Source organism: Agarivorans albus (assembly GCF_019670105.1).
GTDB classification, from domain to species: domain Bacteria; phylum Pseudomonadota; class Gammaproteobacteria; order Enterobacterales; family Celerinatantimonadaceae; genus Agarivorans; species Agarivorans albus.
The window spans coordinates 696,534-718,628 of sequence record NZ_AP023032.1 but is presented as its reverse complement, the minus strand read 5'-3'; the positions used below and the strand labels follow the sequence as shown (position 1 = coordinate 718,628).

Annotated in this window: 17 protein-coding genes; 8 read left to right on the top strand and 9 right to left on the bottom strand. The window is 44.3% G+C overall.

Translation table 11 applies throughout. The features are described from left to right. Positions 1-9: 9 nt before the first annotated feature. From K5620_RS03455 to ampD, 9 genes are all read right to left on the bottom strand, one after another. The gene (locus tag K5620_RS03455; protein WP_040306935.1) at positions 10-828 is read right to left on the bottom strand and encodes a winged helix-turn-helix domain-containing protein; all 819 of its coding nucleotides are present in this window, start codon (positions 826-828) and stop codon (positions 10-12) included. A gap of 238 nt (positions 829-1,066) precedes the next feature. Continuing rightward, positions 1,067-3,664: a bifunctional aconitate hydratase 2/2-methylisocitrate dehydratase gene (gene acnB, locus K5620_RS03450; protein ID WP_016400809.1), complete on the bottom strand. Its 2,598-nt coding sequence runs from the start codon at positions 3,662-3,664 to the stop codon at positions 1,067-1,069. Positions 3,665-3,897: 233 nt separating this feature from the next. Beyond that, positions 3,898-6,114, bottom strand: a complete 2,217-nt coding sequence (locus K5620_RS03445; RefSeq protein ID WP_016400808.1) for a patatin-like phospholipase family protein — start codon at positions 6,112-6,114, stop codon at positions 3,898-3,900. A gap of 81 nt (positions 6,115-6,195) precedes the next feature. Then, positions 6,196-7,629, bottom strand: a complete 1,434-nt coding sequence (gene lpdA / locus K5620_RS03440; protein ID WP_220720298.1) for a dihydrolipoyl dehydrogenase — start codon at positions 7,627-7,629, stop codon at positions 6,196-6,198. A 131-nt stretch (positions 7,630-7,760) separates the two neighbouring features. Beyond that, positions 7,761-9,611 (bottom strand): pyruvate dehydrogenase complex dihydrolipoyllysine-residue acetyltransferase, encoded by a 1,851-nt coding sequence (aceF, locus tag K5620_RS03435; protein ID WP_016400806.1) that lies wholly within the window; start codon positions 9,609-9,611, stop codon positions 7,761-7,763. Positions 9,612-9,623: 12 nt separating this feature from the next. Beyond that, on the bottom strand, positions 9,624-12,281 hold the full coding sequence (aceE, locus tag K5620_RS03430) for a pyruvate dehydrogenase (acetyl-transferring), homodimeric type (RefSeq protein WP_016400805.1): 2,658 nt from the start codon (positions 12,279-12,281) through the stop codon (positions 9,624-9,626). Between the two features lie 57 nt (positions 12,282-12,338). Further along, positions 12,339-13,103 (bottom strand): pyruvate dehydrogenase complex transcriptional repressor PdhR, encoded by a 765-nt coding sequence (pdhR, locus tag K5620_RS03425; protein ID WP_016400804.1) that lies wholly within the window; start codon positions 13,101-13,103, stop codon positions 12,339-12,341. 256 nt (positions 13,104-13,359) lie between these two features. After that, positions 13,360-14,214: a beta-lactamase regulator AmpE gene (ampE, locus tag K5620_RS03420; RefSeq protein WP_016400803.1), complete on the bottom strand. Its 855-nt coding sequence runs from the start codon at positions 14,212-14,214 to the stop codon at positions 13,360-13,362. A gap of 74 nt (positions 14,215-14,288) precedes the next feature. Further along, a complete protein-coding gene (ampD, locus tag K5620_RS03415) occupies positions 14,289-14,825 on the bottom strand; it encodes a 1,6-anhydro-N-acetylmuramyl-L-alanine amidase AmpD (protein ID WP_016400802.1) in 537 nt (178 codons plus the stop codon). A gap of 174 nt (positions 14,826-14,999) precedes the next feature. Here ampD and nadC point away from each other — a divergent pair, with 174 nt between their 5' ends. The 8 genes from nadC (at position 15,000) to yacG (ending at position 22,094) form a co-directional block, all read left to right on the top strand. Next, on the top strand, positions 15,000-15,839 hold the full coding sequence (gene nadC / locus K5620_RS03410; protein ID WP_016400801.1) for a carboxylating nicotinate-nucleotide diphosphorylase: 840 nt from the start codon (positions 15,000-15,002) through the stop codon (positions 15,837-15,839). A 253-nt stretch (positions 15,840-16,092) separates the two neighbouring features. Continuing rightward, positions 16,093-16,566 (top strand): pilin, encoded by a 474-nt coding sequence (locus K5620_RS03405; RefSeq protein WP_016400800.1) that lies wholly within the window; start codon positions 16,093-16,095, stop codon positions 16,564-16,566. A 7-nt stretch (positions 16,567-16,573) separates the two neighbouring features. Next, positions 16,574-18,274, top strand: coding sequence for a type IV-A pilus assembly ATPase PilB (pilB, locus tag K5620_RS03400; protein WP_016400799.1), 1,701 nt, complete (start codon positions 16,574-16,576; stop codon positions 18,272-18,274). A gap of 87 nt (positions 18,275-18,361) precedes the next feature. Then, positions 18,362-19,612, top strand: a complete 1,251-nt coding sequence (locus K5620_RS03395) for a type II secretion system F family protein (RefSeq protein ID WP_221077440.1) — start codon at positions 18,362-18,364, stop codon at positions 19,610-19,612. Positions 19,613-19,614: 2 nt separating this feature from the next. Beyond that, entirely contained in the window at positions 19,615-20,496 is an 882-nt protein-coding gene (locus tag K5620_RS03390; protein WP_016400797.1) for a prepilin peptidase, read from the top strand. Beyond that, the gene (gene coaE / locus K5620_RS03385) at positions 20,493-21,095 is read left to right on the top strand and encodes a dephospho-CoA kinase (protein ID WP_016400796.1); all 603 of its coding nucleotides are present in this window, start codon (positions 20,493-20,495) and stop codon (positions 21,093-21,095) included. Before K5620_RS03390 ends, coaE begins: the two co-directional genes overlap by 4 nt. 58 nt (positions 21,096-21,153) lie before the next feature. Beyond that, on the top strand, positions 21,154-21,894 hold the full coding sequence (gene zapD, locus K5620_RS03380) for a cell division protein ZapD (protein ID WP_016400795.1): 741 nt from the start codon (positions 21,154-21,156) through the stop codon (positions 21,892-21,894). After that, positions 21,894-22,094 (top strand): DNA gyrase inhibitor YacG, encoded by a 201-nt coding sequence (gene yacG, locus K5620_RS03375; RefSeq protein WP_016400794.1) that lies wholly within the window; start codon positions 21,894-21,896, stop codon positions 22,092-22,094. Before zapD ends, yacG begins: the two co-directional genes overlap by 1 nt. The last annotated feature ends 1 nt before the right edge of the window (position 22,095 follow it).

The window sequence follows — 22,095 nt, the reverse complement described above, 5'->3', positions numbered from 1 at the left end:
AGTTTCAGTCTAGTTACTTAAACAAGCAGACTGTAAGTTTACGCTAGCTGCGCTGTTTAACATAGTAGGAACAAGATCATAAGCGGCATTTGGCTTTAGTTTAAAGCGCATTGCTACGGCTGTTTTGATTTGTTTTTCCAATACTTCAATGTTAACAGGCTGAACGATTAAGCCTTGCACGTCCATCAATACATTAAAACCAAGTAATTGCTTAGTGGCTTCAGATGCTAAAGATAGAATAGCAATATCAGAGCTAGCTAAAGTTTGGCCAGTTCGAATTGCCTTAATTAGCTTTAAGCCTTCGGCATTAGCTAACTCGGTGTCGATGATCACAGCTTGGAACTCGTTGCTCATTAGTCGCTCATGCAACAAACCAGCATTAGAGAACATTTCTAACTGTTTTAACTCGCCATCTGCCTTCAGGTTTTGAATTTTCTGGCAGGTCTCAGCATCACTTAGTAACAAGGCTTTAGCTTGATTTTGAACCAGCTCCGGTTTTACTCGGTTTGGCTGACCTACTGCTTCACATCTTGCTATGTAACCCTTTTTGGGAATGGTAGCGATAGTGAGTTCAGTATTGTTCAAAGTAGTGATTACTTTTCGTAACTGAGATATATGCTGGTTAATTGTATGGTCTGAGACACTACGCCCCCACACAGCATCAGACAAGTCGTCTCTCCCCACAACTTGATTGACATGTTTACACAAATATCCCAACAAATGGGTTCTTAATGGTCCCAAATAGGCACTTTTATCCTTAAACGTAATACTATTTTGGCTCATATCTACGGCCAACGGGCCAACTACTACAACATCATTAAAGGACATATTGTCTTCCAACTGCAAGCGAATGAGCTAGTAAATCTAGCGGGCTCCTTTATACCAGTAAATGCTAAAATTATCCATATTTTGCAGCACATAATAACGTAAATTATATTTATTTTATAATAAAATGTTCATAATTTTACTTATTTAGGCGTATATATAGTACCACCTCAGTGTGTTACTTGGCTATTGTGCAAAAAAAAACGCAGCCAAAGCTGCGTTTTTATGCGGTGTGAAAAATCTACACGGCGGCTTGAATAATTACTTCATCAGCCACTTTAGTGTAATCAGTGATTTCATCAAAGTTGAGGTAACGATAAGTATCAGCTGCAGTAGCGTCAATTTGCTTCGCATACTCAAGGTACTCCTCTGGAGTAGGTAACTTACCTAAAATTGCCGATACAGCAGCTAACTCGGCAGAAGCCAAGTAAACATTAGCGCCAGTACCTAAACGGTTAGGGAAGTTACGCGTAGAGGTAGAGACTACCGTTGAGTTATCGGCCACGCGTGCTTGGTTACCCATACACAAAGAACAACCAGGGATCTCGGTACGTGCACCAACACGACCATAAATACCGTAGTAGCCTTCTTCGGTAAGCTGCTTCTGGTCCATACGTGTTGGAGGAGCAACCCACATACGTGTTGGCAATGAGCCAGTATGCTTGTCGAGTAACTTACCTGCTGCACGGAAGTGACCAATGTTAGTCATACATGAGCCTAAGAACACTTCATCAATGCTCTGGCCTGCTACTTCAGATAGCAAACGCGCATCATCTGGATCATTTGGCGCACACAATACTGGCTCGTTAATATCAGCCAAATCAATCTCAATGATTTCTTTGTATTCTGCGTCTTTGTCCGCTTCCATCAACTCAGGGTTAGCTATCCACTCTTGCATAGCAGTGATACGGCGCTCGATAGTACGACGGTCGCCGTAGCCTTCAGCAATCATCCACTTAAGCATCACAATGTTTGAGTTTAAGTACTCAATGATTGGAGCTTTACCTAACTTAATAGTACAACCTGCAGCACTGCGCTCAGCAGATGCATCCGACAATTCAAAAGCTTGCTCAACTTTTAGCTCTTCTAAGCCTTCAATTTCTAAGATACGACCTGAGAAGATGTTTTTCTTGCCTTTCTTCTCAACCGTTAATAGACCTCGTTGAATCGCAGCATAAGGAATTGCATGCACCAAATCGCGTAAGGTAATACCTGGCTTCATTTCGCCTTTAAAGCGAACCAAAATTGATTCCGGCATATCTAAAGGCATAACACCAGTAGCAGCAGCAAATGCCACCAAACCAGAACCTGCAGGGAATGAAATACCAATTGGGAAACGGGTATGCGAGTCACCACCAGTACCAACCGTATCTGGTAACAACATACGGTTTAGCCAAGAGTGGATAACACCGTCACCAGGGCGTAGAGATACGCCGCCACGGTTCATGATGAAATCAGGAAGCGTGTGGTGAGTATTCACATCTACTGGTTTAGGGTAAGCAGCGGTATGACAAAATGACTGCATGGTTAGGTCTGCAGAAAAGCCCAAGCAGGCTAAATCTTTCAGCTCATCACGGGTCATTGGGCCTGTAGTATCTTGCGAGCCCACTGTCGTCATCTTCGGCTCACAGTATTGACCAGGTCGAATACCGTCTACACCACAAGCTTTACCTACCATTTTCTGGGCAAGCGTAAAGCCTTTAGTTGAAGCAGCTACGTCTTGAGGGCGCTTGAATACTTCCGAAGGCTCTAGGCCTAAAGATGTACGAGCGCGGTCAGTTAAGCCACGGCCAATAATGAGAGGGATACGACCACCAGCGCGAACTTCATCAAGTAATACGTCAGTTTTTAGCTCAAAGGTTGAGATAACTTCGTCAGTACCTGATTTTTTCACTTCACCAGCAAACGGGTAAATGTCGATAACATCGCCCATGCCTAGTTTTTCTACGTCTAGCTCAATAGGCAATGCGCCAGCATCTTCCATGGTATTAAAGAAGATTGGTGCAATTTTTCCGCCTAAACAAAAGCCACCGCCACGCTTGTTTGGTACATGAGGAATATCATCGCCCATTAACCACAACACAGAGTTAGTAGCAGATTTACGCGAAGAACCGGTACCTACAACGTCACCTACGTAAACTAGCGGATGGCCTTTTTCTTTCAAGGCTTCAACTTGCTTCATTGGGCCAATTGAACCCGCTTGATCAGGTTCGATACCTTCTCTGGCATTTTTAAGCATAGCTAATGCGTGCAGTGGGATATCTGGTCGAGACCAAGCATCAGGAGCAGGCGATAAGTCATCGGTGTTAGTTTCACCGGTCACTTTGAAAACAGTAAGTGTTGATTTTTCAGCAAGCTCAGGGCGGCTTAAGAACCACTCTGCATCGGCCCAGCTTTGCATCACTTGTTGTGCAAAGTTGTTGCCCGCTTTGGCTTTTTCTTCCACGTCGTGGAAAGCATCAAACATCAATAAAGTATGTGATAAGGCTTTAGCTGCGATAGGTGCAAGCTCAGTATTATCAAGTAATGAGATAAGTGGTTCGATATTGTAACCACCTTGCATTGTACCCAACAGCTCAGTGGCATACGCGGCAGAAACAATAGGAGAGCTTACTTCTCCAGCTGCTACAGCAGCAAGAAAACCGGCTTTGACATAAGCGGCTTCATCTACACCTGGGGGAATTCGGTTTGCTAACAAATCGAGTAGAAACTCTTCTTCACCGGCTGGCGGAGCTTTTAATAACTCTACTAATCCTGCGGTTTGTTCAGCATCGAGGGGTTTAGGTACAATACCTTCAACAGCACGCTCTTCGACGTGTTTGCGGTAGCTTTCTAGCACGGCTCGCTCCTTATTGTAATAATGCCCGTAGGGGATATCCATATATATGGGCCAGAGCTTTGCTGGCCTCATGGGGCTGAGATTATAGCCGTTTTAACTATAAATTAAAATATCGACGTTTCAGCCAAGCTAACAAAAAAAACGTTAAATCATTTTATAACAACAACTTACAACCTTTATTATACTTTAGCCACAAGCGGAAAAGTTACAATTTATTCACATTTATCACTTATTTAGAAGTCATTGCCGATAAATAAATATAAAGTTTGCTCCGATTCGTTGTGCCCATAGGCAAGTACCACCGGCCCTAATACACTGGTGTCTAGAGCAGCAAAAATACTGCCGGCCCACAGCGCACTACTATAAGAAATTTCATCAGAGCTATTCCACACTCCGCCGTTTTCTAAAGACCCCCCGACAAAAACAGGCGCTTGCAATACTGGAGATTGAAAATAGTGCAGCTGATAAAAGTACATGAGGCCCGTTAGCGCCTTATAACGACCCGATAACTGTTCATACTTAAAGCCCGAAAGACGTAAAAAACCACCTAGATCCTGAGCATCAGTTGGCACAACAAAGTCACTACCGGTGCTGCCATATTCACCAAACCAATTTAAATTATGCTTATCCCAGCCAAATGGCACTTTCCAGCGAGCCTCAAAACTGGGCGCTAATACACTAGAAAACCCTTGTACATCTTCATGATAAAGGGTTAAACCGACATCCAACATTTTACCTTGAGTAGGAAAAGCCCAGCTGTTTAGGGTGTCGTAGTCAAATCTAAAGTAAGGACCATACAACCAATAGCTGGCATCGCCACTAAATCCTTTTAATTCGATATCACCGTGCCTAGCCGCTAAGCCTAGCCCCCACTCTTGCCAAGGTTTATAGTTCCAGGCTAGTTGAGTGCGAAAAGTGGCATCACTAAAATCGGCTTCTAGGTATTCAATGTCTTCACCTAAACCATATAAGCGACGGCTACGTTTATCGTACTCTGCCGATATTAACCAAGCATATTTAAGGTTATTGGTAAATGGCGTGTAGTATTCTGTAAATAGACGCTTTATCGAACCGATTTCAAACTCATTACGCCACTCTGCGCCATACTCGTTTAGGTTAGTTAAGGTAAACCCAAGCCCTAAATTCGCTTCGGTGCGATCCGAAAAGTTTTCCTGCAAACCAAGCTTCATATCAAAGTAGCCTGGCCCCCAGCGCTTTTCTTGAGTGTCCACGTGAATCACATTAGCGCCCTGCTCACTACTAATTCGATAGTCGACTCTCTCAAAGGTTCCTAAGGCATACAACTGACTAATTTTTTCTTCAAGTTGAGCTTTGGAAAGCAACTCACCTTGATTGAGTTGTAAACGAGATAAAATAACCTCATCGCTCAAACCTGAGTTGTTATTGAGTTCAATTTTACTCACCACAAATTGCTCATGTAATTTAAGTGTGGCTCTGCGATCTTTAACCTTTTGTTGATAGGCTAAATATACCTTTTCTTGATCATCACTATGAATACGCTTAGCTAACTGTGCTATCGGCTCTGCTGACGCTTGCTTACCACGTTCAATCGCTAAAGGCATTAATGCAAAGTCAGCGGTATCGATGCCAGTTACATCGGGTGATATGAGTAAGTCATCAGCCCCTAGCAAGGCAATTTGTCGCTCGGTACCAGATCGAGTAAGAAAGATAGAAAGCTGGTCTACCACGTCAACCGCGGTGTTAAGCTCGTCTTGAGTTTTTAGCCGCGCACCAATATCTACCGCGATAATGATATCTGCGCCCATGTCTTTTAATACATCCACAGGCATGTTGTTAACCACGCCTCCGTCAGAAAGCTGTTTACCATCAAGCTCTACCGGGCGTAACGCACCGGGCACCGACATACTCGCTTGCATAGCAACGGCTAAGTCACCACGCTTGAGGATATAAGGGCTCATAGCAGCCATATCGGTGGCTACTGCGCGATAAGGAATGGCCAACTCATCAAAACTTTCTAGCGCTTCTAAGTTACTGGTGGCATAACGCAAAATCTCGGCCATAGTTTGGCCCTGCACAGCGCCTTTAGGTATTTGAACGCCGTCTTTATTAACCCCAATTGGCAAGGCTATTTGGTAGTCATCTTTTTGCTTTTTACTTCGCAGCGATAACTCACTGCGAGTGACATCGTCAACAAAGCCACTCTCCCAATAAATAGAAAAGGTTAAATCTTCAATGTCTTGCGCGCTATAGCCCATCGCTAACATGGCGCCAAAATAAGCGCCCATACTGGTTCCAGCTATGTAATCGACAGGAATTTGGTTTTCTTCGAGTAATTGAATAACCCCCAAATGCGCCGCGCCTTTTGCCCCTCCGCCACTGAGCGCCAAGCCTATTTTGGGGCGAGCAATAACAGAAGAAGAAAAAAGTATTAGCAATATAAGCCACAAGGCTTTACGCAATAGCCGCATGCAGAGTCATTCCTTTGAAATCTAAACAATAAAGGCAGCCTAGGCTGCCTTTATAACTGTAGTTTTTTAGACTAATTCAGTCTATTTTTTCTTTTTCTTGGCTTTCGCATTTGGAAGGTCGGTAATGCTTCCTTCAAAAATCTCTGCAGCCAAGCCAACCGATTCATGCAAGGTTGGGTGAGCGTGAATGGTTAACGCGATGTCTTCAGCATCACAACCCATCTCAATCGCTAAGCCAATTTCACCTAACAATTCACCGCCGTTGGTACCTACTACCGCACCACCAATTACACGACCAGACTCTTTATCAAAGATCATCTTAGTCATGCCATCTGGACAGTCTGACGCAATTGCACGGCCCGATGCAGCCCAAGGGAATACTGAGGCTTCGTAGTTAATGCCTTGTGCTTTAGCTTCTTTCTCGGTTAGACCTACCCATGCCATCTCTGGCTCGGTGTAAGCAATCGAAGGGATCACTTTAGGATCAAAGAAGTGTTTCTTACCAGAGATAACCTCTGCCGCTACATGGCCTTCATGCACCCCTTTGTGTGCCAACATAGGTTGCCCTACGATGTCGCCAATAGCGTGGATGTGAGGAACGTTAGTGCGAAGCTGTTTATCAACTTCAATAAAGCCACGCTCAGTCACTTCGATACCTGCTTTCTCAGCATCTAAACCTAAGCCATTTGGTACACGACCTACCGCAACCAATACTGCGTCGTAACGTACTGGCTCATGTGGTGCTTGCTTACCTTCGTAGGTTACGTATAAACCGTCTGTTTTCGACTCAACGGCTACCACTTTGGTTTCAAGCATGATGTTGAATTTGTCTTTCACTTTTTTGGTATAAGCGCGAACAACATCTTTATCAGCTGCTGGTACAAGTTGGTCAGCAAATTCTACAACGTCAATCTCACTGCCTAGTGCGCCGTATACTGTACCCATTTCTAGGCCAATAATACCACCACCTAATACTAACAACTTACCAGGAACTTCTTTAAGCTCTAGCGCGTCAGTTGAATCCCATACACGAGGGTCATTGTGCGGAATAAACGGCAATTTAACTGGGCGAGAACCCGCTGCAATAATTGCGTTGTCAAAGTTAATAGTTGTGGCTTCGCCATCGTCACCAGTTACTTCTAGTGAGTTAGCGCCGGTAAACTTACCTAAGCCTTGTACTACTTTAACTTTACGCATTTTAGCCATACCATCGAGGCCACCAGTCAACTGACTGATTACTTTCTCTTTCCAGGTACGGATTTTATTAATGTCGGTTTGTGGCTCACCAAACACAATGCCGTGCTCAGCCAGTGATTTTGCTTCTTCAATCACTTTAGCTACATGCAACAAAGCTTTTGATGGGATACACCCCACATTCAAACATACTCCGCCGAGGGTGGCGTAGCGTTCTACAATTACTGTTTCCAAACCTAAATCGGCAGCACGGAAGGCAGCAGAATAACCTGCAGGGCCTGCACCCAGTACTACCACCTGGGTCTTGATTTCCTTACTCATTGATGACCTCTTGGTATTGTTATGTTGTAAAGCTGCTGTAGGGTAAAAGTGTCAACCATGCAGCTAAACTGAGTTTACGGTTAATCGGTATAAAAAAGAAGAGCCGGGTGATAAACACCCAGCTCTTATTACTAAAGTACTAGTCGGCGAATGTCGCCCAACAAGCCACTTAATGTTGAGATAAATCTCGCGCCGTCGGCCCCATCAATCACTCGGTGATCGTAAGACAGTGCCAATGGCAACATTAGCTTCGGTACAAAATCTTTGCCGTTCCACTTTGGTTTCATTTCGCTGCGCGAAACACCCAAAATGGCTACCTCTGGCGCATTTACGATAGGTGTAAACTGGGTACCACCAATACCGCCAAGGCTAGAAATAGTGAAACAACCGCCCTGCATGTCTGAGGCAGTAAGTTTACCAGCACGTGCTTTCTTAGAAATTTCTACCAACTCTTCAGAAAGCTGATAAATGCCTTTCTTATTCACATCACGCACTACTGGTACAACCAAGCCATTTGGCGTATCTACAGCAATACCGATATGGATGTACTTCTTCATGATGAGGCTATTGCCATCGTCAGACAGTGCCGAGTTAAACTTAGGCATGCTTTCTAAAGTTTTAGCTGCGGCTTTTAGCATGAATACTAGCGGCGTGATCTTAAAGCCTAACTGTTGCTTCTCTGCGATCACGTTTTGTTCTTTACGGAAAGCTTCCATTTCTGAAATGTCGGCTTCGTCAAACTGAGTAACGTGAGGGATTTTCACCCAGTTACGGTGCAGTGCTGGACCAGAGATTTTCTGAATGCGTGATAGTGGTACTTCTTCCACTTCACCAAACTTAGAGTAATCAATGCTTGGCCATGCTGCTACGTCCATTCCTGAGCCACCAGCGCTAGCGCCAGACTCTAGAACTTTAACCGCTTGCTTAACGTAAGCTTGAACGTCTTCTTTTACGATACGCCCTTTACGGCCCGAACCTTTAACTTTGGCTAAATCGACACCAAACTCACGCGCTAAACGGCGAATTACTGGAGAGGCATGTACATAAGCACTATTCTCTACAAATTCACCCGATTTAGCTGGAGCACTAGCAGGCTTACTTGCTGGTGCAGGTGCTGCAGCTGGTTTTGGTGCTTCAGCCGGAGCGCTTGGTGCGCTGGCAGCAGGTACTGCAGAAGTTACTTCAAACACCATAATCAGCGAGCCAGTCTTAACTTTATCGCCAACAGCTACTTTAAGCTCTTTCACTACACCAGCGAATGGTGCAGGAACTTCCATTGCAGCTTTATCACCTTCAACAGAGATAAGCGTTTGCTCTAGCTCTACGCTATCGCCAACAGAAACCGCAACTTCAGTCACTTCAACTTCATCATCGCCAATATCAGGAATGTTAACTTCTTGAAGCTGCGAAGCTGCAGGAGCAGCGGCTGGAGCCTCTGCCACAGGCGCAGCAGGTGCAGAACCAGCAACTTCAAATTCCATAATTAGCGTACCAGTAGACACTTTATCGCCTACTGCAATGCTAATGGCTTTAACCGTGCCAGCAAATGGCGCTGGTACTTCCATTGCCGCTTTGTCGCCCTCAACCGAAATAAGCGTTTGCTCTGCTTCAATTACATCGCCAACACTTACCGCTACTTCGGTCACTTCAACTTCATCATCACCAATATCTGGCACATGAACCAGTTCAACTGAACTTGCAGCAGGAGCAGCGGCTGCTGCCGAAGCTACCGCTGGTTGCTCGGCTGCGCCTTCAGCTTCAAAGATCATAATCAATGCGTTGGTGGCTACGCTGTCGCCTACCGCTACTTTAATTTCTTTTACAACGCCAGCTTGAGAAGCCGGAACTTCCATTGCCGCTTTGTCGCCTTCTACCGAAATTAACGATTGCTCTAATTCTACGCTATCGCCAACTTCAACAAGGATCTCGGTCACTTCTACTTCATCAGCGCCAATATCTGGTACAAAAATTTCAATACTCATAGCTATTCGCCCTTACGCGTAGAGAGGGTTAGTTTTGTTAGTGTCGATGTCGTATTTTGCAATCGCTTCGCTCACAACTTTCTTGTCTAAAGTGCCAGCTTTAGCTAGCTCTGTAAGTGCAGCTACTACGATGTAGTCAGCATTTACTTCAAAGTGACGACGTAAGTTCTCACGGCTATCACTACGGCCAAAGCCATCGGTACCCAATACTTTGTAGCTACCTGGTACATAAGCGCGAACTTGCTCTGCGTATTGCTTCATGTAATCGGTCGCAGCAATAGTTGGTGCGTCAGTTAGCGCCTCAGTGATGTAGGCCACTTGCGCTTCGCTTTCTGGGTTTAACATGTTGGCACGCTCAACGGCTTGACCTTCACGGGTTAGCTCGTTGAAAGACGTTACGCTAAATACGTCAGATGCAATGTCGTACTCTTCGCTCAATACTTTGGCAGCTTTCAATACTTGCTGCATGATGGTGCCCGAACCTAGTAACTGAACTTGGCCTTTAGCACCTTTGTTTTCTTCAAACTTGTAAATACCCTTACGAATACCTTCTTCTGCGCCTGCTGGCATAGCTGGTTGATGGTAGTTTTCGTTCATTAAGGTTAAGTAGTAGTAAACATTCTCTTGGTCACCGTACATGCGGCGTAAACCATCTTGCAGAATTACCGCAACTTCAAAAGCAAAGCTTGGATCGTAAGAAATACAGTTAGGGATGGTGTTAGCCAAAATTAGGCTGTGGCCATCTTCGTGCTGCAAACCTTCGCCGTTTAGCGTGGTACGACCTGCTGTAGCACCTAATAGGAAACCACGCGCTTGTTGGTCACCCGCCATCCAACACATATCACCCACACGTTGGAAACCAAACATAGAGTAGTAGATGTAGAATGGAATCATTGGCACGTCGTTGGTACTGTACGAAGTAGCAGCCGCTACCCACGAACTCATAGCACCTAATTCGTTAATACCTTCTTGTAATACCTGACCGCTAGTATCTTCTTTGTAGTAAGACACTTGCTCTCTATCTTGCGGAGTGTAAGTTTGGCCACTTGGGTTGTAGATACCAATTTGGCGGAACAAACCTTCCATACCAAAAGTACGTGCTTCATCGGCAATAATTGGCACTACGTTTTTACCAATGCCTTTGTTTTTAAGCATTACATTTAGGGCACGAACATAAGCCATAGTGGTTGAAATATCGCGTTTTTGCTCGCCTAGTAGCGCGTCAAATTCGCTTAGTTCTGGAATCGCTAACTCTTGAGTGAAGTTAGGTAAACGCGATGGCGTGTAACCGGCTAGCTCTTTACGGCGAGCATGCAAGTAGTCGTGCTCTGGTGTACCCGGCTTAAGCTCGATGTACGGCAAGCTAGGTAACGCTTCATCACTAACATCTACACCCAAGCGGTCACGGAACTGCTCAACATGAGTCATGTCCATTTTCTTAACTTGGTGAGCAATGTTTTTACCTTGAGCCGCTTCACCCATGCCATAACCTTTAACGGTTTTAGCAAGAATTACTGTTGGAGCGCCAGAGGTTTTGCGTGCTTTATCAAAGGCTGCGTAAAGCTTAACTGGATCGTGACCGCCGCGACGTAGAGCAAAAATCTCGTCATCAGACATATCTTTAACTAAGTCAGCCGTTTCACTGTACTTACCAAAGAAGTGTTCACGCACGTACGCACCGTACTTGGATTTAAAGGTTTGGTAATCGCCATCAACAGTTTCGTTCATCAGTTGCAACAACTTACCTGAGCTGTCTTTGCTTAGTAGGCTATCCCACTCACTGCCCCAAACCACTTTAATCACATTCCAGCCAGCGCCTTTAAATAGGCCTTCTAGCTCTTGAATGATTTTACCGTTGCCCATAACCGGGCCGTCTAGGCGCTGCAAGTTACAGTTGATAAGGAAACATAAGTTATCTAATTTCTCACGCGCTGCGAAAGAAATTGCGCCACGTGATTCTGGCTCGTCCATTTCGCCGTCACCAAGAAAGGCGTATACACGTTGGCCAGAACAATCTTTTAAGCCGCGACCAGTTAGGTACTTAAGGAAGCGAGCTTGATAAATGGCAGAAATTGGACCAAGACCCATAGATACTGTTGGGAACTGCCAGAACTCAGGCATTAACTTAGGGTGTGGGTAAGAGCTTAAGCCTTTACCGTCTACCTCTTGGCGGAAACTGTCTAGTTGCTCTGCGGTTAAACGACCTTCAACAAAGGCACGAGCATAAATACCAGGAGAGATATGACCTTGGTAATAAACTAAATCGCCACCATCTTTTTCATTACGCGCTTTAAAGAAGTGGTTAAAACACACTTCGTAAAATGCTGCAGAGGACTGGTAAGAAGCCATGTGGCCACCTAAGTCGAGGTCCTTTTTAGAGGCACGCAATACAATCATAATCGCATTCCAGCGAATAATTGAACGAATACGACGCTCTATTGCGCTGTCACCCGGGTATTCAGGTTGTTCTGCCACCGAAATGGTGTTGATGTAATCACTAGTGATTGACCCACCTGGGCCAGCGAGTCCATCAATGCCCGCGTTAGCGATGACCTGCTCCAACAAGAACTGGGCACGTTCAACGCCTTCTTCACGGATCACAGATTCAATGGCGTCTATCCACTCACGAGTTTCTAGTGAGTCAACATCATGCTTCAGTACCTCTGACATGGCTGTTTCCTTATCAGTTATTAATAGTTTCCAAACCACTGCAACGCAGCTTTTGGGTTACACTTTCAATTGTTTTAAACGGCGATTAGAACGCTCAACTCGGCTTTCTTCTCGTTCGATTTGTAACAGCGTCTCTTCAATAAACGCTAAATGCTTGTGTGAGGCTTCTCTGGCGTCATCAGGCTTACCATCGAGAATGGCTTGTAACATAAGTGACCGATGATGGCGGATTTTGTCTGCCACATTAGGACGCGTATACAACACCTGAAAATTGTCCATGATGTTTTTTTCTAACAATGGACTCAAACCTCTAATTAAATGAAACAATACTAAGTTGTGTGACGCCTCAGTAATGGCTTCATAAAAACGTAAAACGGCTTTTGCTTCACTAATGGTATCGCCGTCTTGTTGTGCAAGTTCAATCCGTTCATGACTGGCTTGCACTTTTTCTAAATCAGCCTCGGTGCCGCGCAGTGCCGCGTAATAAGCCGAGATGCCTTCTACCGCATGACGAAACTCCAACAAGTCTAGTTGGCTTTCATCATGATTGGACAATAAATTAAACAGCGGATCGGTTAGCGCTTCACGCAGCTTTTGTTGCACATAAGTGCCGCCGCCTTGGCGCCTTACAACTAGACCTTTTGCTTCAAGTTGCTGAATCGCTTCGCGCAATGATGGGCGTGATACATCGAATTGTTTGGCCAACTCGCGCTCAGCAGGTAAGCGTTCACCCGGCGGTAAACTTCCTTCTAAGATCATTCGCTCTAATTGCTTTGCAATAACATCAGCGAGTTTAGGTGGCTTAATTCGTTGGTAGCTCATTAATTTCCGTTGCACTTAATATTGGTAATACCAATTTACACGCAGCAAATTAACAAATCAGAAACACACTGTCCAGAAATATTGACCCACATCAATTTAGCCAGCACTTATCACAAAATAAGTAAAGTCTTTTGTACGACAAATATAATTGGTCAGACCTTTTTTTGTGCACAAGATCGGGCAAATGTAACAAGGAGAAAGGAATTTACAAGATTATGTAAAAATAGATGAAAACAGGAAGCCGCTGAGCAGCGGCTTAAATAAGCCAGCCTGCAATGGTTAAAATAGCAATAATCACAATAGCCAGCATAATGCCGCGCTTGGCTAAACTTACAAATCGACAAGTGGTTGCCACACATAGCATTTCGTGCTCACTTTCTTGCTCTGAAAGCTCTGCTGCCACTGCTACTTTCGCCAACCAATAACCATTGCTGTACTTGGTATCACGCAAAGCGTGTAACCAAATAGGTAGTGCTTCGCTGGTATTGCCAACCGCCAAATAACACAAACTGGCTAAACGAGAGGGTAACCAATCAAGATAATGCATATAGTTGTTAACCGTAGGTTCTAAAGCCTGCACCTCAGTACTTTTATGCAAGTGCAAGCCCCGACTGCAACCATAGAAAATTGCACCAGCAGGGCCAGCCAATACATAAAAGAAAATCACCGCAAAATAGTAACGATAATTCAGCCACATTAATTGGGTACCAGTGGTAAGGGCAATCGACTCCTGCTCACTCACCTGATGCAAAGGGTGAATTTGTTTTAGCAGCTGCTGATTAAAGTCACTACAGGCCTGTTCGTCGCCACTAGCAGCAGCACGTAGGTAGTCTCGATAGCCTTGCTGAATTGGTGGGCAGCCTAGTGTGAGTAACGGGATAAAGATCCATAGTGCAAGATTTGCTAAGCCAAATAGCAAGCCACTGATGCTTACTTGTAGCCACGCAATCAATAGAGTGGGTAACACCACTGCCATAGCAATTTGCCAAATCGCTGAAGCGCGATCAAAGCGCTGTAACCACCAATGAAAAACATGTTGCCACCACCAGCTAGCACCAATGCGACGAGCGCGTTCTAAACTCAATGCCAACAGTAAGGAAATAAGAGACATGTTACTGATTTTGCTCCATAAACATCAGGCGACCTTTAAATAATAAGCTAATTACTCAAGCAAACCAAGTAGCTTCAAAGCGCTTCTAAATAAGCAGACCAATCAAAATACTCACCAGGATCAGTTTTTCTGCCGGGCGCTATATCGCTATGCGCGACAATGCGTTGTTTAGTGAGTTTAGGATATCGGCGCAGCAATAATTGACTAACCTTAATTAAACTTTGGTATTGCTGCTTGGTATATTCACTATGGTCGGTGCCTTCCAACTCGATGCCGATAGAATAATCGTTACACCCTTCTCGACCTTCAAAGCTAGATACCCCCGCATGCCACGCTCTTTTATCAAAGTCGACATACTGAGTCACTTCGCCGCTGCGGTTTATCATTAAATGAGCTGAAACTTCTAAACCTTGCAAGTCGTTAAAGCTTGGTTCCGCGTTACAATCAAGCTTTCCACAAAATAATTCATCTATATGCGGCAAGCCAAAACAGCCTTCCGGCAAGCTAATACAGTGGATAACCAGCAAACTAATTTCAGCCTTAGGTCGCTGATTATAGAACTTACTTTCTAGCCACTTAACGCCGGTCAATCGATGTTGTTTTATCTGCAAGAGCTACTCCATTCAAGCATATTGTTTAGCTTTCTAACCAAGCCAATAGCTATTGTCTAGCATAAACAGCTTATTTGACCATGCAAGTGCTGAACTTCTGCGCTAAAATGCGCCACACTTAAGTGACAGCCTTTAAATACTGTCTCCTCCTGCTAACCATCAGAGATACGATGCATGAACGCCGAACAACTACGGGCCAATGTAAGCGCCGCTTTAATTGAAGATTTAGGACAATTAGACCCGCAACTAGACATTACCGCCGCACTAATTCCAGAGCAACAAATTAGCAAAGCAAAAATCATCAGCCGTGAAAGTGCAACCTTCGCAGGAAAAGCCTTTGCCGATGAGGTATTTAGGCAGCTAGGCGAGCAAGTAGAGATTGAGTGGTTGGTAGCAGACGGTGACAAAGTAGTTGAAGATCAAGCCTTATGTTACTTAACCGGCCCTGCACGTATTCTACTTACCGGCGAGCGCTCGGCGCTAAACTTTATTCAAACCCTATCGGGCATTGCTACCCAAGTAGCCGAGTACATGGTTTTGCTGGAAGGAACCAATTGCAAGTTATTGGATACCCGTAAAACCCTCCCCGGCTTACGTTACGCCTCTAAATATGCGGTAACCTGTGGCGCAGGCACTAATCACCGCTTTGGCCTACACGACGCATTCTTAATTAAAGAAAACCACATTATGGCTTGTGGTGGCATTAAAGCTGCCATAGATAAAGCCCGCCAGCTTTCGCCAGGTAAAAAGGTGGAGGTAGAAGTAGAAAACCTAGAAGAACTAGAGCAAGCATTGGCTGCTAACTGCGATGTAGTAATGTTAGACAACTTCTCGGTAGATTTAATGGAACAAGCAGTGGCACTTAACCAAGGCAGAGCAAAATTAGAAGCCTCTGGCAATATGACCTTAAGTACTATTCGCCAATATGCAGAAACCGGCGTAGACTTCATTTCGGTGGGCGCTTTGACCAAACATGTCAAGGCCTTAGACCTAAGTATGCGATTTGTCGCATAGAAAATGTTAATGCTAACATTAAGCTGTACAAAATTTTGTACAGCGCGTTTTTTATAAGTGCTGCTAAGATCACGATTTTATTGCCTTTTTACAATAATCACTATACTTATATGTCACGTGTGCTTTAATGAGAATCACATTTATAGCACCGTGGTATCAGGGATGTTACTGAATTAAAAGTTGTTTCAATGCAGCTCTGATAAAAACAACGGTAAATAAATAACTTCAAAAACTTGTGTAAAGGAAAGACGCAATGAAAACCATCCAAAACCTTCAAGCCAAAGCTGCTAACAAGCAAGCTGGTTTTACCCTAATTGAATTGATGATCGTAGTAGCGATTGTGGCTATCTTAGCTGCAGTAGCACTGCCTGCTTATCAAACTTATACTAATCGAGCTAAGTTCTCCGAAGTAATTGCTGCCTCAGGCCCTGTAAAAACCGCATTTGAAGTGTGCTGGCAGACCTCGCCAACAGCCTCTAATGCAGCAACTACTGGTAGCGAATGTTTAGCTGCAGCTTCGGCAGCAGCGGGCACTGCCACTAATGGTCAATATGTGAATACAGTTACACCTTCAGTTCCTAGCACTAATAACTTCCGTATTGTCGTTCAAAGTGCAAATATGAGTGAGGGTACTACAACACCTGAGTACCAACTTGAAGCTACAGTTTCTGCAGGTAACGGAAATGTAAACTGGAGTAAAACATGTACTCCAGCAACAATGTGTTAATAGCCAAATGAGCTCATTACTAAACGGCCTTGCTTCAAGCTTGGCCGTTTCTTTTCCCGAAAAAAAAGAGAAACTTGTTGAGCTGTACAAACGCAGCGTACAAGAGCAAACCGCGTTTACTACCGTTCTGGTAGAGAACGAGCTTATTTCCAGTAGAGAGCTGGCTGACTTCTGTGAAGCTCAGTTTGGCATTCCGCTATTAGATTTGGATGCAATTGAGCTTAGCGAGATCCCGCAAAACTTCCTCAATGAAAAGCTGATATTTAAACATCACGTATTGCCGGTTTATAGCCAAAACCAAACCCTTTATGTTGCCATGGCCGACCCCAGCAATGTTACAGCACTCGAAGATTTTGGTTTTAGTTTTGGACTGCATGTTGAAGCACTACTAGTTGAAGAAAATAAGCTAGCAAAAGCTATTCAAGCTTTAGTTAGCGATGGTTCGGACTTAGAGCTGGGCGATATTTCCGACGACGACATTAGTGATTTAGAAGTAAGCGAAGAAAGTTCGAGATTAGATGAGCAACAAAACGGAAAAGAAGATGACGCACCGATTGTTGTTTACATCAACAAGATATTGATGGATTCGATTAGACGTGGTGCATCGGACTTACACTTTGAGCCCTACGAGCATAAATACCGGATCCGTTTTCGCATAGACGGCATCCTGCATGAAATTGCCAGCCCTCCTATTAACTTAGCTAATCGCTTCTCAGCTCGCCTTAAAGTAATGGCGCGAATGGATATTGCAGAGCGCCGCTTACCGCAAGATGGTCGCATCAAGCTAAAAACCGGCCGCAATAAAGCTATCGACATGCGGGTTAACTCTCTTCCTACAATGTGGGGAGAGAAGATTGTGATACGTATTCTTGATTCTTCTGCCGCGAATCTAAACATTGATATTCTTGGTTATGACGACAAACAGAAGAAACTCTATTTAGATGCGCTAGCTCGACCACAAGGCATGATTTTGGTTACTGGACCTACCGGCTCGGGTAAAACAGTTTCGTTATATACTGGCTTAAACATTCTTAATACCGTTGAAACGAATATATCAACGGCGGAAGACCCAGTAGAAATCAACTTACCAGGGGTTAATCAAGTACAAATTAATAACAAAGCAGGTATGACCTTCGCCAGCGCTTTGCGCGCTTTCCTTCGTCAAGATCCCGATATTGTAATGGTGGGTGAGATTCGAGATTTAGAAACTGCCGAAATCTCGATTAAAGCGGCGCAAACCGGTCACTTAGTATTATCTACCTTGCATACCAACTCTGCCGCAGAAACCTTAACCCGTTTACTTAACATGGGCGTTCCTGCTTTTAACATTGCCTCTTCAGTAAGTTTGATTATTGCCCAGCGCTTAGCGCGTCGTTTATGCGAAAAGTGTAAGAAGCCAAAAATGTTAGAAGCTGAACTACTGCCTAAAATTGGTTTTAGCCAAGAGCAACTAGATGCCGGAGTAAAGCTATTTGACCCTGTAGGTTGTGACGAATGCACTGGTGGTTTCAAAGGTCGAGTAGGTATTTACGAAGTAATGCCAATGAGTGCTGCCATATCAAAAATTATTATGGCCGAAGGTAACTCTATCGAAATCGCTGAGCAAGCGGTTGCAGAAGGCATGTACTCGCTTCGCATGTCAGCCCTAGAAAAAGCCCGTTTAGGCGTAACCAGCCTTTCAGAAGTAGAGCGGGTCACAAATGTATAAGTGTTTTCTTCTCTGTCACTAAAGATCTGATAAATTTAAGTAATTACTTTATTGCCGCTATGAGCGTATTTTCTTAGCAAGGATGTTATGGCTACCGCAAGTACTACCAGCAAACGAAAAATTGAAGTTAAAAAAATCAATGCTTACACTTGGAGTGGAGTTAACCGTAAAGGCGCCAAAGTAAGTGGCGAGTACCAAGCAGAATCAATTAGCCAAGTAAAAGGAGACTTGCGCCGCCAAGGCATTACAGTTACCAAAATTAGAAAGAAAACAGAAAGTTTTCTTTCTAAAATGGGCAACAAAATTCAGCCCATGGACATTGCCGTGGTATCTCGGCAAATTGCCACCATGCTGCAGGCTGGTGTCCCCTTAGTTCAAAGCTTCAACATTATTTCCAAAAGCGTAGAAAAGCCGGCAATGCGGGAGTTAATTGCCGAAATTGCTGCAGAAGTTGAATCTGGCACCGCGCTTTCTGAAACGCTACGCAAACACCCTTTGTATTTTGATCAGCTTTACTGCGATTTAATTGAAGCGGGTGAGCAAAGTGGTGCTTTAGAAACCATTTATGATCGCGTTGCGATATACAAAGAAAAAGCTGAAGCACTAAAGTCAAAAATTAAAAAGGCGATGTTTTACCCAGTTTCGGTGATTATTGTCGCGATTATTGTTACCACTATTCTACTGTTATTCGTGATCCCCCAGTTTGAAGAAATTTTTGCTGGTTTTGGTGCCGAGTTGCCGGCCTTCACCCAGTTTGTGATTGGTATATCCCGCTTCTTACAAGATTATTGGCCCTATATATTCGGAGGTATATTTGCTCTTGGCTTCGGATACGTAAAAGCACACCGGCGTTCCCAAGCGGTAAAGGATGCTACCGACAGGTTTATTCTTCGAATTCCTGTGATCAACCCTATTTTGCATAAAGCAGCAATGGCTCGTTTTGCTCGCACCTTATCAACCACCTTTGCAGCCGGTATTCCGCTAATTGATGCACTGCGCTCTGCCTCTGGTGCATCAGGTAACGTAGTCTATCGAAATGCCGTAGACGCGATAAGAATTGAGGTTACTGGCGGTATGCAAATGAACGTGGCTATGCGAACCGTGGATTTATTCCCCGATATGGTGACGCAAATGGTGATGATTGGTGAGGAGTCCGGTTCACTTGATAGCATGTTAGATAAGGTGGCCAACATTTATGAGCAGCAAGTTGATGATGCTGTAGACGGCCTAACCAGCTTGATTGAGCCACTAATTATGGCTGTGCTTGGTGTGCTAGTTGGTGGTATGGTGATCGCCATGTACTTACCTATCTTTAAACTCGGATCAGTTGTTAGCTAAACATGCTTAGTTTTATTGAACTCTACCCAGCCACTGCGCTGGGTTTCTGCCTTTTAATCGCCCTATGCATAGGCTCCTTTCTCAATGTAGTGATTCATCGCTTGCCCATCATGTTAGAGCGACAATGGAAAAATGAATGCCGCAGTTTCTTGTCTGAAGAATTGAAGTCAGAGCCCCCCTCAGAGCAAGAAATGTATAACCTGATGCTGCCACGCTCAGCCTGCCCCAAGTGCAAAAGCTTGATTACAGCCTGGCAAAATATTCCAGTTATTAGCTGGCTAGCTCTTCGTGGCAAATGCGCTAATTGCAGCAACCCCATTAGTATTCGCTACCCTTTAGTTGAGCTAGCATCTGCAGGCTTAACCTTGGCATGTTGGTGGCAATTTGGCCTTACTTTACCTTTTGTATTTGCAAGCTTGTTTTGCATTATATTGTTGTGTCTAACACTTATCGATTTAGACACTATGTATTTACCCGATCAGCTTACTTTACCCACCTTGTGGCTAGGCTTGCTGATAAATTTAGATTCAGGTTTCGTTAGCCTACATGACGCCGTTCTGGGTGCATCCATTGGTTATGGCTTTTTGTGGAGCCTGTTTTGGCTATTTAAGCTATTAACCGGAAAAGAAGGCATGGGCTATGGTGACTTCAAACTGCTAGCAATGATAGGCGCTTGGTTTGGCTGGCAAGCCCTTCCATTAACAATTTTGCTTTCATCTTTTGCTGGTGCGCTTATAGGCATTAGCCTGATAGTGTTTGGAAAAAACCAACAAGGACAAGCCATTCCTTTTGGACCGTACCTAGCTTTAGGTGGTGCTTGCTACTTGTTTTTTGGTGAAGCGATTCATGCTTGGTATTTCTCATACCTAGGTTTTGCATCGTGATAATCGGCTTAACAGGCGGTATTGCTAGCGGTAAAAGCCAAGTATCAAAACTATTCGAAGAGATTGGAATTAAGGTTGTAGACGCTGACATTGTTGCTCGCCAGGTGGTCGAGCCGAGTCAACCAGCCTTAAGCAAAATATCGCAGCACTTCGGTCAATCAATTTTGCTCGCTGACGGCTCATTAAACCGCAGTAAACTGCGTGAGATTGTCTTTGCGCAGCAACACCAGAAAGAATGGCTAAATGAGCTATTACATCCCTTAATCCGACAAGAGATGCTGCGCCAACTTGAACAAGCTAAGGGCGCATACAAGATACTGGTTGCGCCGCTTTTGTTAGAAAACAAGCTGAATCAGCTAGTCGATCGCGTTTTAGTTGTAGATACGCCGGTAGATATTCAACTCAGCCGAACTATGGCACGTGATGCAGTCGAACTGCATCAAGCGCAACAAATTGTTGACGCACAAATGAGTCGAGAGCTAAAACTACAAGCTGCAGACGATGTTATCGAAAATAACAGTGACCTAACTAACCTTAAACGGAAGGTGGCTGATTTACACCAATTCTACATGGATATAGCCAAAAGCCATGACAGTTGATTGCTCAATGGTTACACTAGTTTGGATACTTCCTAAAAAGCTGTGAATTTGAGCCGCTATGACCGCATTGATCTTTGAGCACCCTTTAAACGAAAAAGTACGTAATTACTTACGCTTAGAGCAATTGTTCGAACAATTAATGCTATCTAAGGCACTGCAACATCCCTTACAGCAACAACAATTCTTTCGGGTACTGTTTGAAGTATCTGAGGTATTGGAACGTTGTGAATGGCGGGCAGATCTTCTCAAAGATTTAGCCAAACAAGCAGAGAAACTCGACCATTGGGCTTCTATGCCTAATGTGGATACCAGTAAGATTGAAGAGTTGCTATTACAAGTTAAAACGTTAATTGCAGCTATTTCTAAGCATGCGCGGGTATCCGACCACTTAAAAAACGACCGTCTATTAGCCAGCATTCGCCAGCGCTTGTGTTTACCCGGTGGCAACAGTAGCTTCGATCTCCCCTATTTGCATTTATGGCTGAATCAGCCTCAAGCGCAGATTTATCAGCAAGTACAGCAATGGTTAGGCCCTTTCCAGTTAGTCGCAGAAGCAATTAGTCATTTACTTAAACTGCTTAGAGAACAGCACAGTGATATTGAAGTGATGGCTCACAAAGGGTTTTATCAAGGTGTGGCTGCCGATTGTGGCTTGTTACGAATTGAAGTAGATACCGAATATCAATGTTACCCAACGGTGAGTGGCCACAAGCACCGCTTCGCCATCAAATTCATCAGTGCTTTAAACCAAGAAATTGAAGACATTCCTTGCCGACTCTATTGTTGTAAAATTGCTTAATGAAAACTAAAAATCAAGCCACCGTAAAATGTCCGACCTGCAGCGCTAAAGTCGTTTGGCAGCCAACTAGTGAATTTAGACCCTTTTGTAGTGAACGCTGCAAACTGATCGATCTTGGCGAATGGGCCAACGAAGAAAAATACATAGCCGGGCAAAACCTGCAAGAAGATGAAGACAAGCCCGACAGCTGGGAATTTTAAA

What these genes read in the sequence shown, in the direction of transcription:
- pdhR (WP_016400804.1), bottom strand. Translation starts at nt 13,103, where the DNA reads ATGAGCTACCAACGAATTAAGCCACCTAAACTCGCTGATGTTATTGCA.
- lpdA (WP_220720298.1), bottom strand. Translation starts at nt 7,629, where the DNA reads ATGAGTAAGGAAATCAAGACCCAGGTGGTAGTACTGGGTGCAGGCCCT.
- pilB (WP_016400799.1), top strand. Translation starts at nt 16,574, where the DNA reads ATGAGCTCATTACTAAACGGCCTTGCTTCAAGCTTGGCCGTTTCTTTT.
- ampE (WP_016400803.1), bottom strand. Translation starts at nt 14,214, where the DNA reads ATGTCTCTTATTTCCTTACTGTTGGCATTGAGTTTAGAACGCGCTCGT.
- K5620_RS03390 (WP_016400797.1), top strand. Translation starts at nt 19,615, where the DNA reads ATGCTTAGTTTTATTGAACTCTACCCAGCCACTGCGCTGGGTTTCTGC.
- aceF (WP_016400806.1), bottom strand. Translation starts at nt 9,611, where the DNA reads ATGAGTATTGAAATTTTTGTACCAGATATTGGCGCTGATGAAGTAGAA.
- yacG (WP_016400794.1), top strand. Translation starts at nt 21,894, where the DNA reads ATGAAAACTAAAAATCAAGCCACCGTAAAATGTCCGACCTGCAGCGCT.
- K5620_RS03445 (WP_016400808.1), bottom strand. Translation starts at nt 6,114, where the DNA reads ATGCGGCTATTGCGTAAAGCCTTGTGGCTTATATTGCTAATACTTTTT.
- K5620_RS03395 (WP_221077440.1), top strand. Translation starts at nt 18,362, where the DNA reads ATGGCTACCGCAAGTACTACCAGCAAACGAAAAATTGAAGTTAAAAAA.
- nadC (WP_016400801.1), top strand. Translation starts at nt 15,000, where the DNA reads ATGAACGCCGAACAACTACGGGCCAATGTAAGCGCCGCTTTAATTGAA.
- K5620_RS03405 (WP_016400800.1), top strand. Translation starts at nt 16,093, where the DNA reads ATGAAAACCATCCAAAACCTTCAAGCCAAAGCTGCTAACAAGCAAGCT.
- zapD (WP_016400795.1), top strand. Translation starts at nt 21,154, where the DNA reads ATGACCGCATTGATCTTTGAGCACCCTTTAAACGAAAAAGTACGTAAT.
- K5620_RS03455 (WP_040306935.1), bottom strand. Translation starts at nt 828, where the DNA reads ATGTCCTTTAATGATGTTGTAGTAGTTGGCCCGTTGGCCGTAGATATG.
- aceE (WP_016400805.1), bottom strand. Translation starts at nt 12,281, where the DNA reads ATGTCAGAGGTACTGAAGCATGATGTTGACTCACTAGAAACTCGTGAG.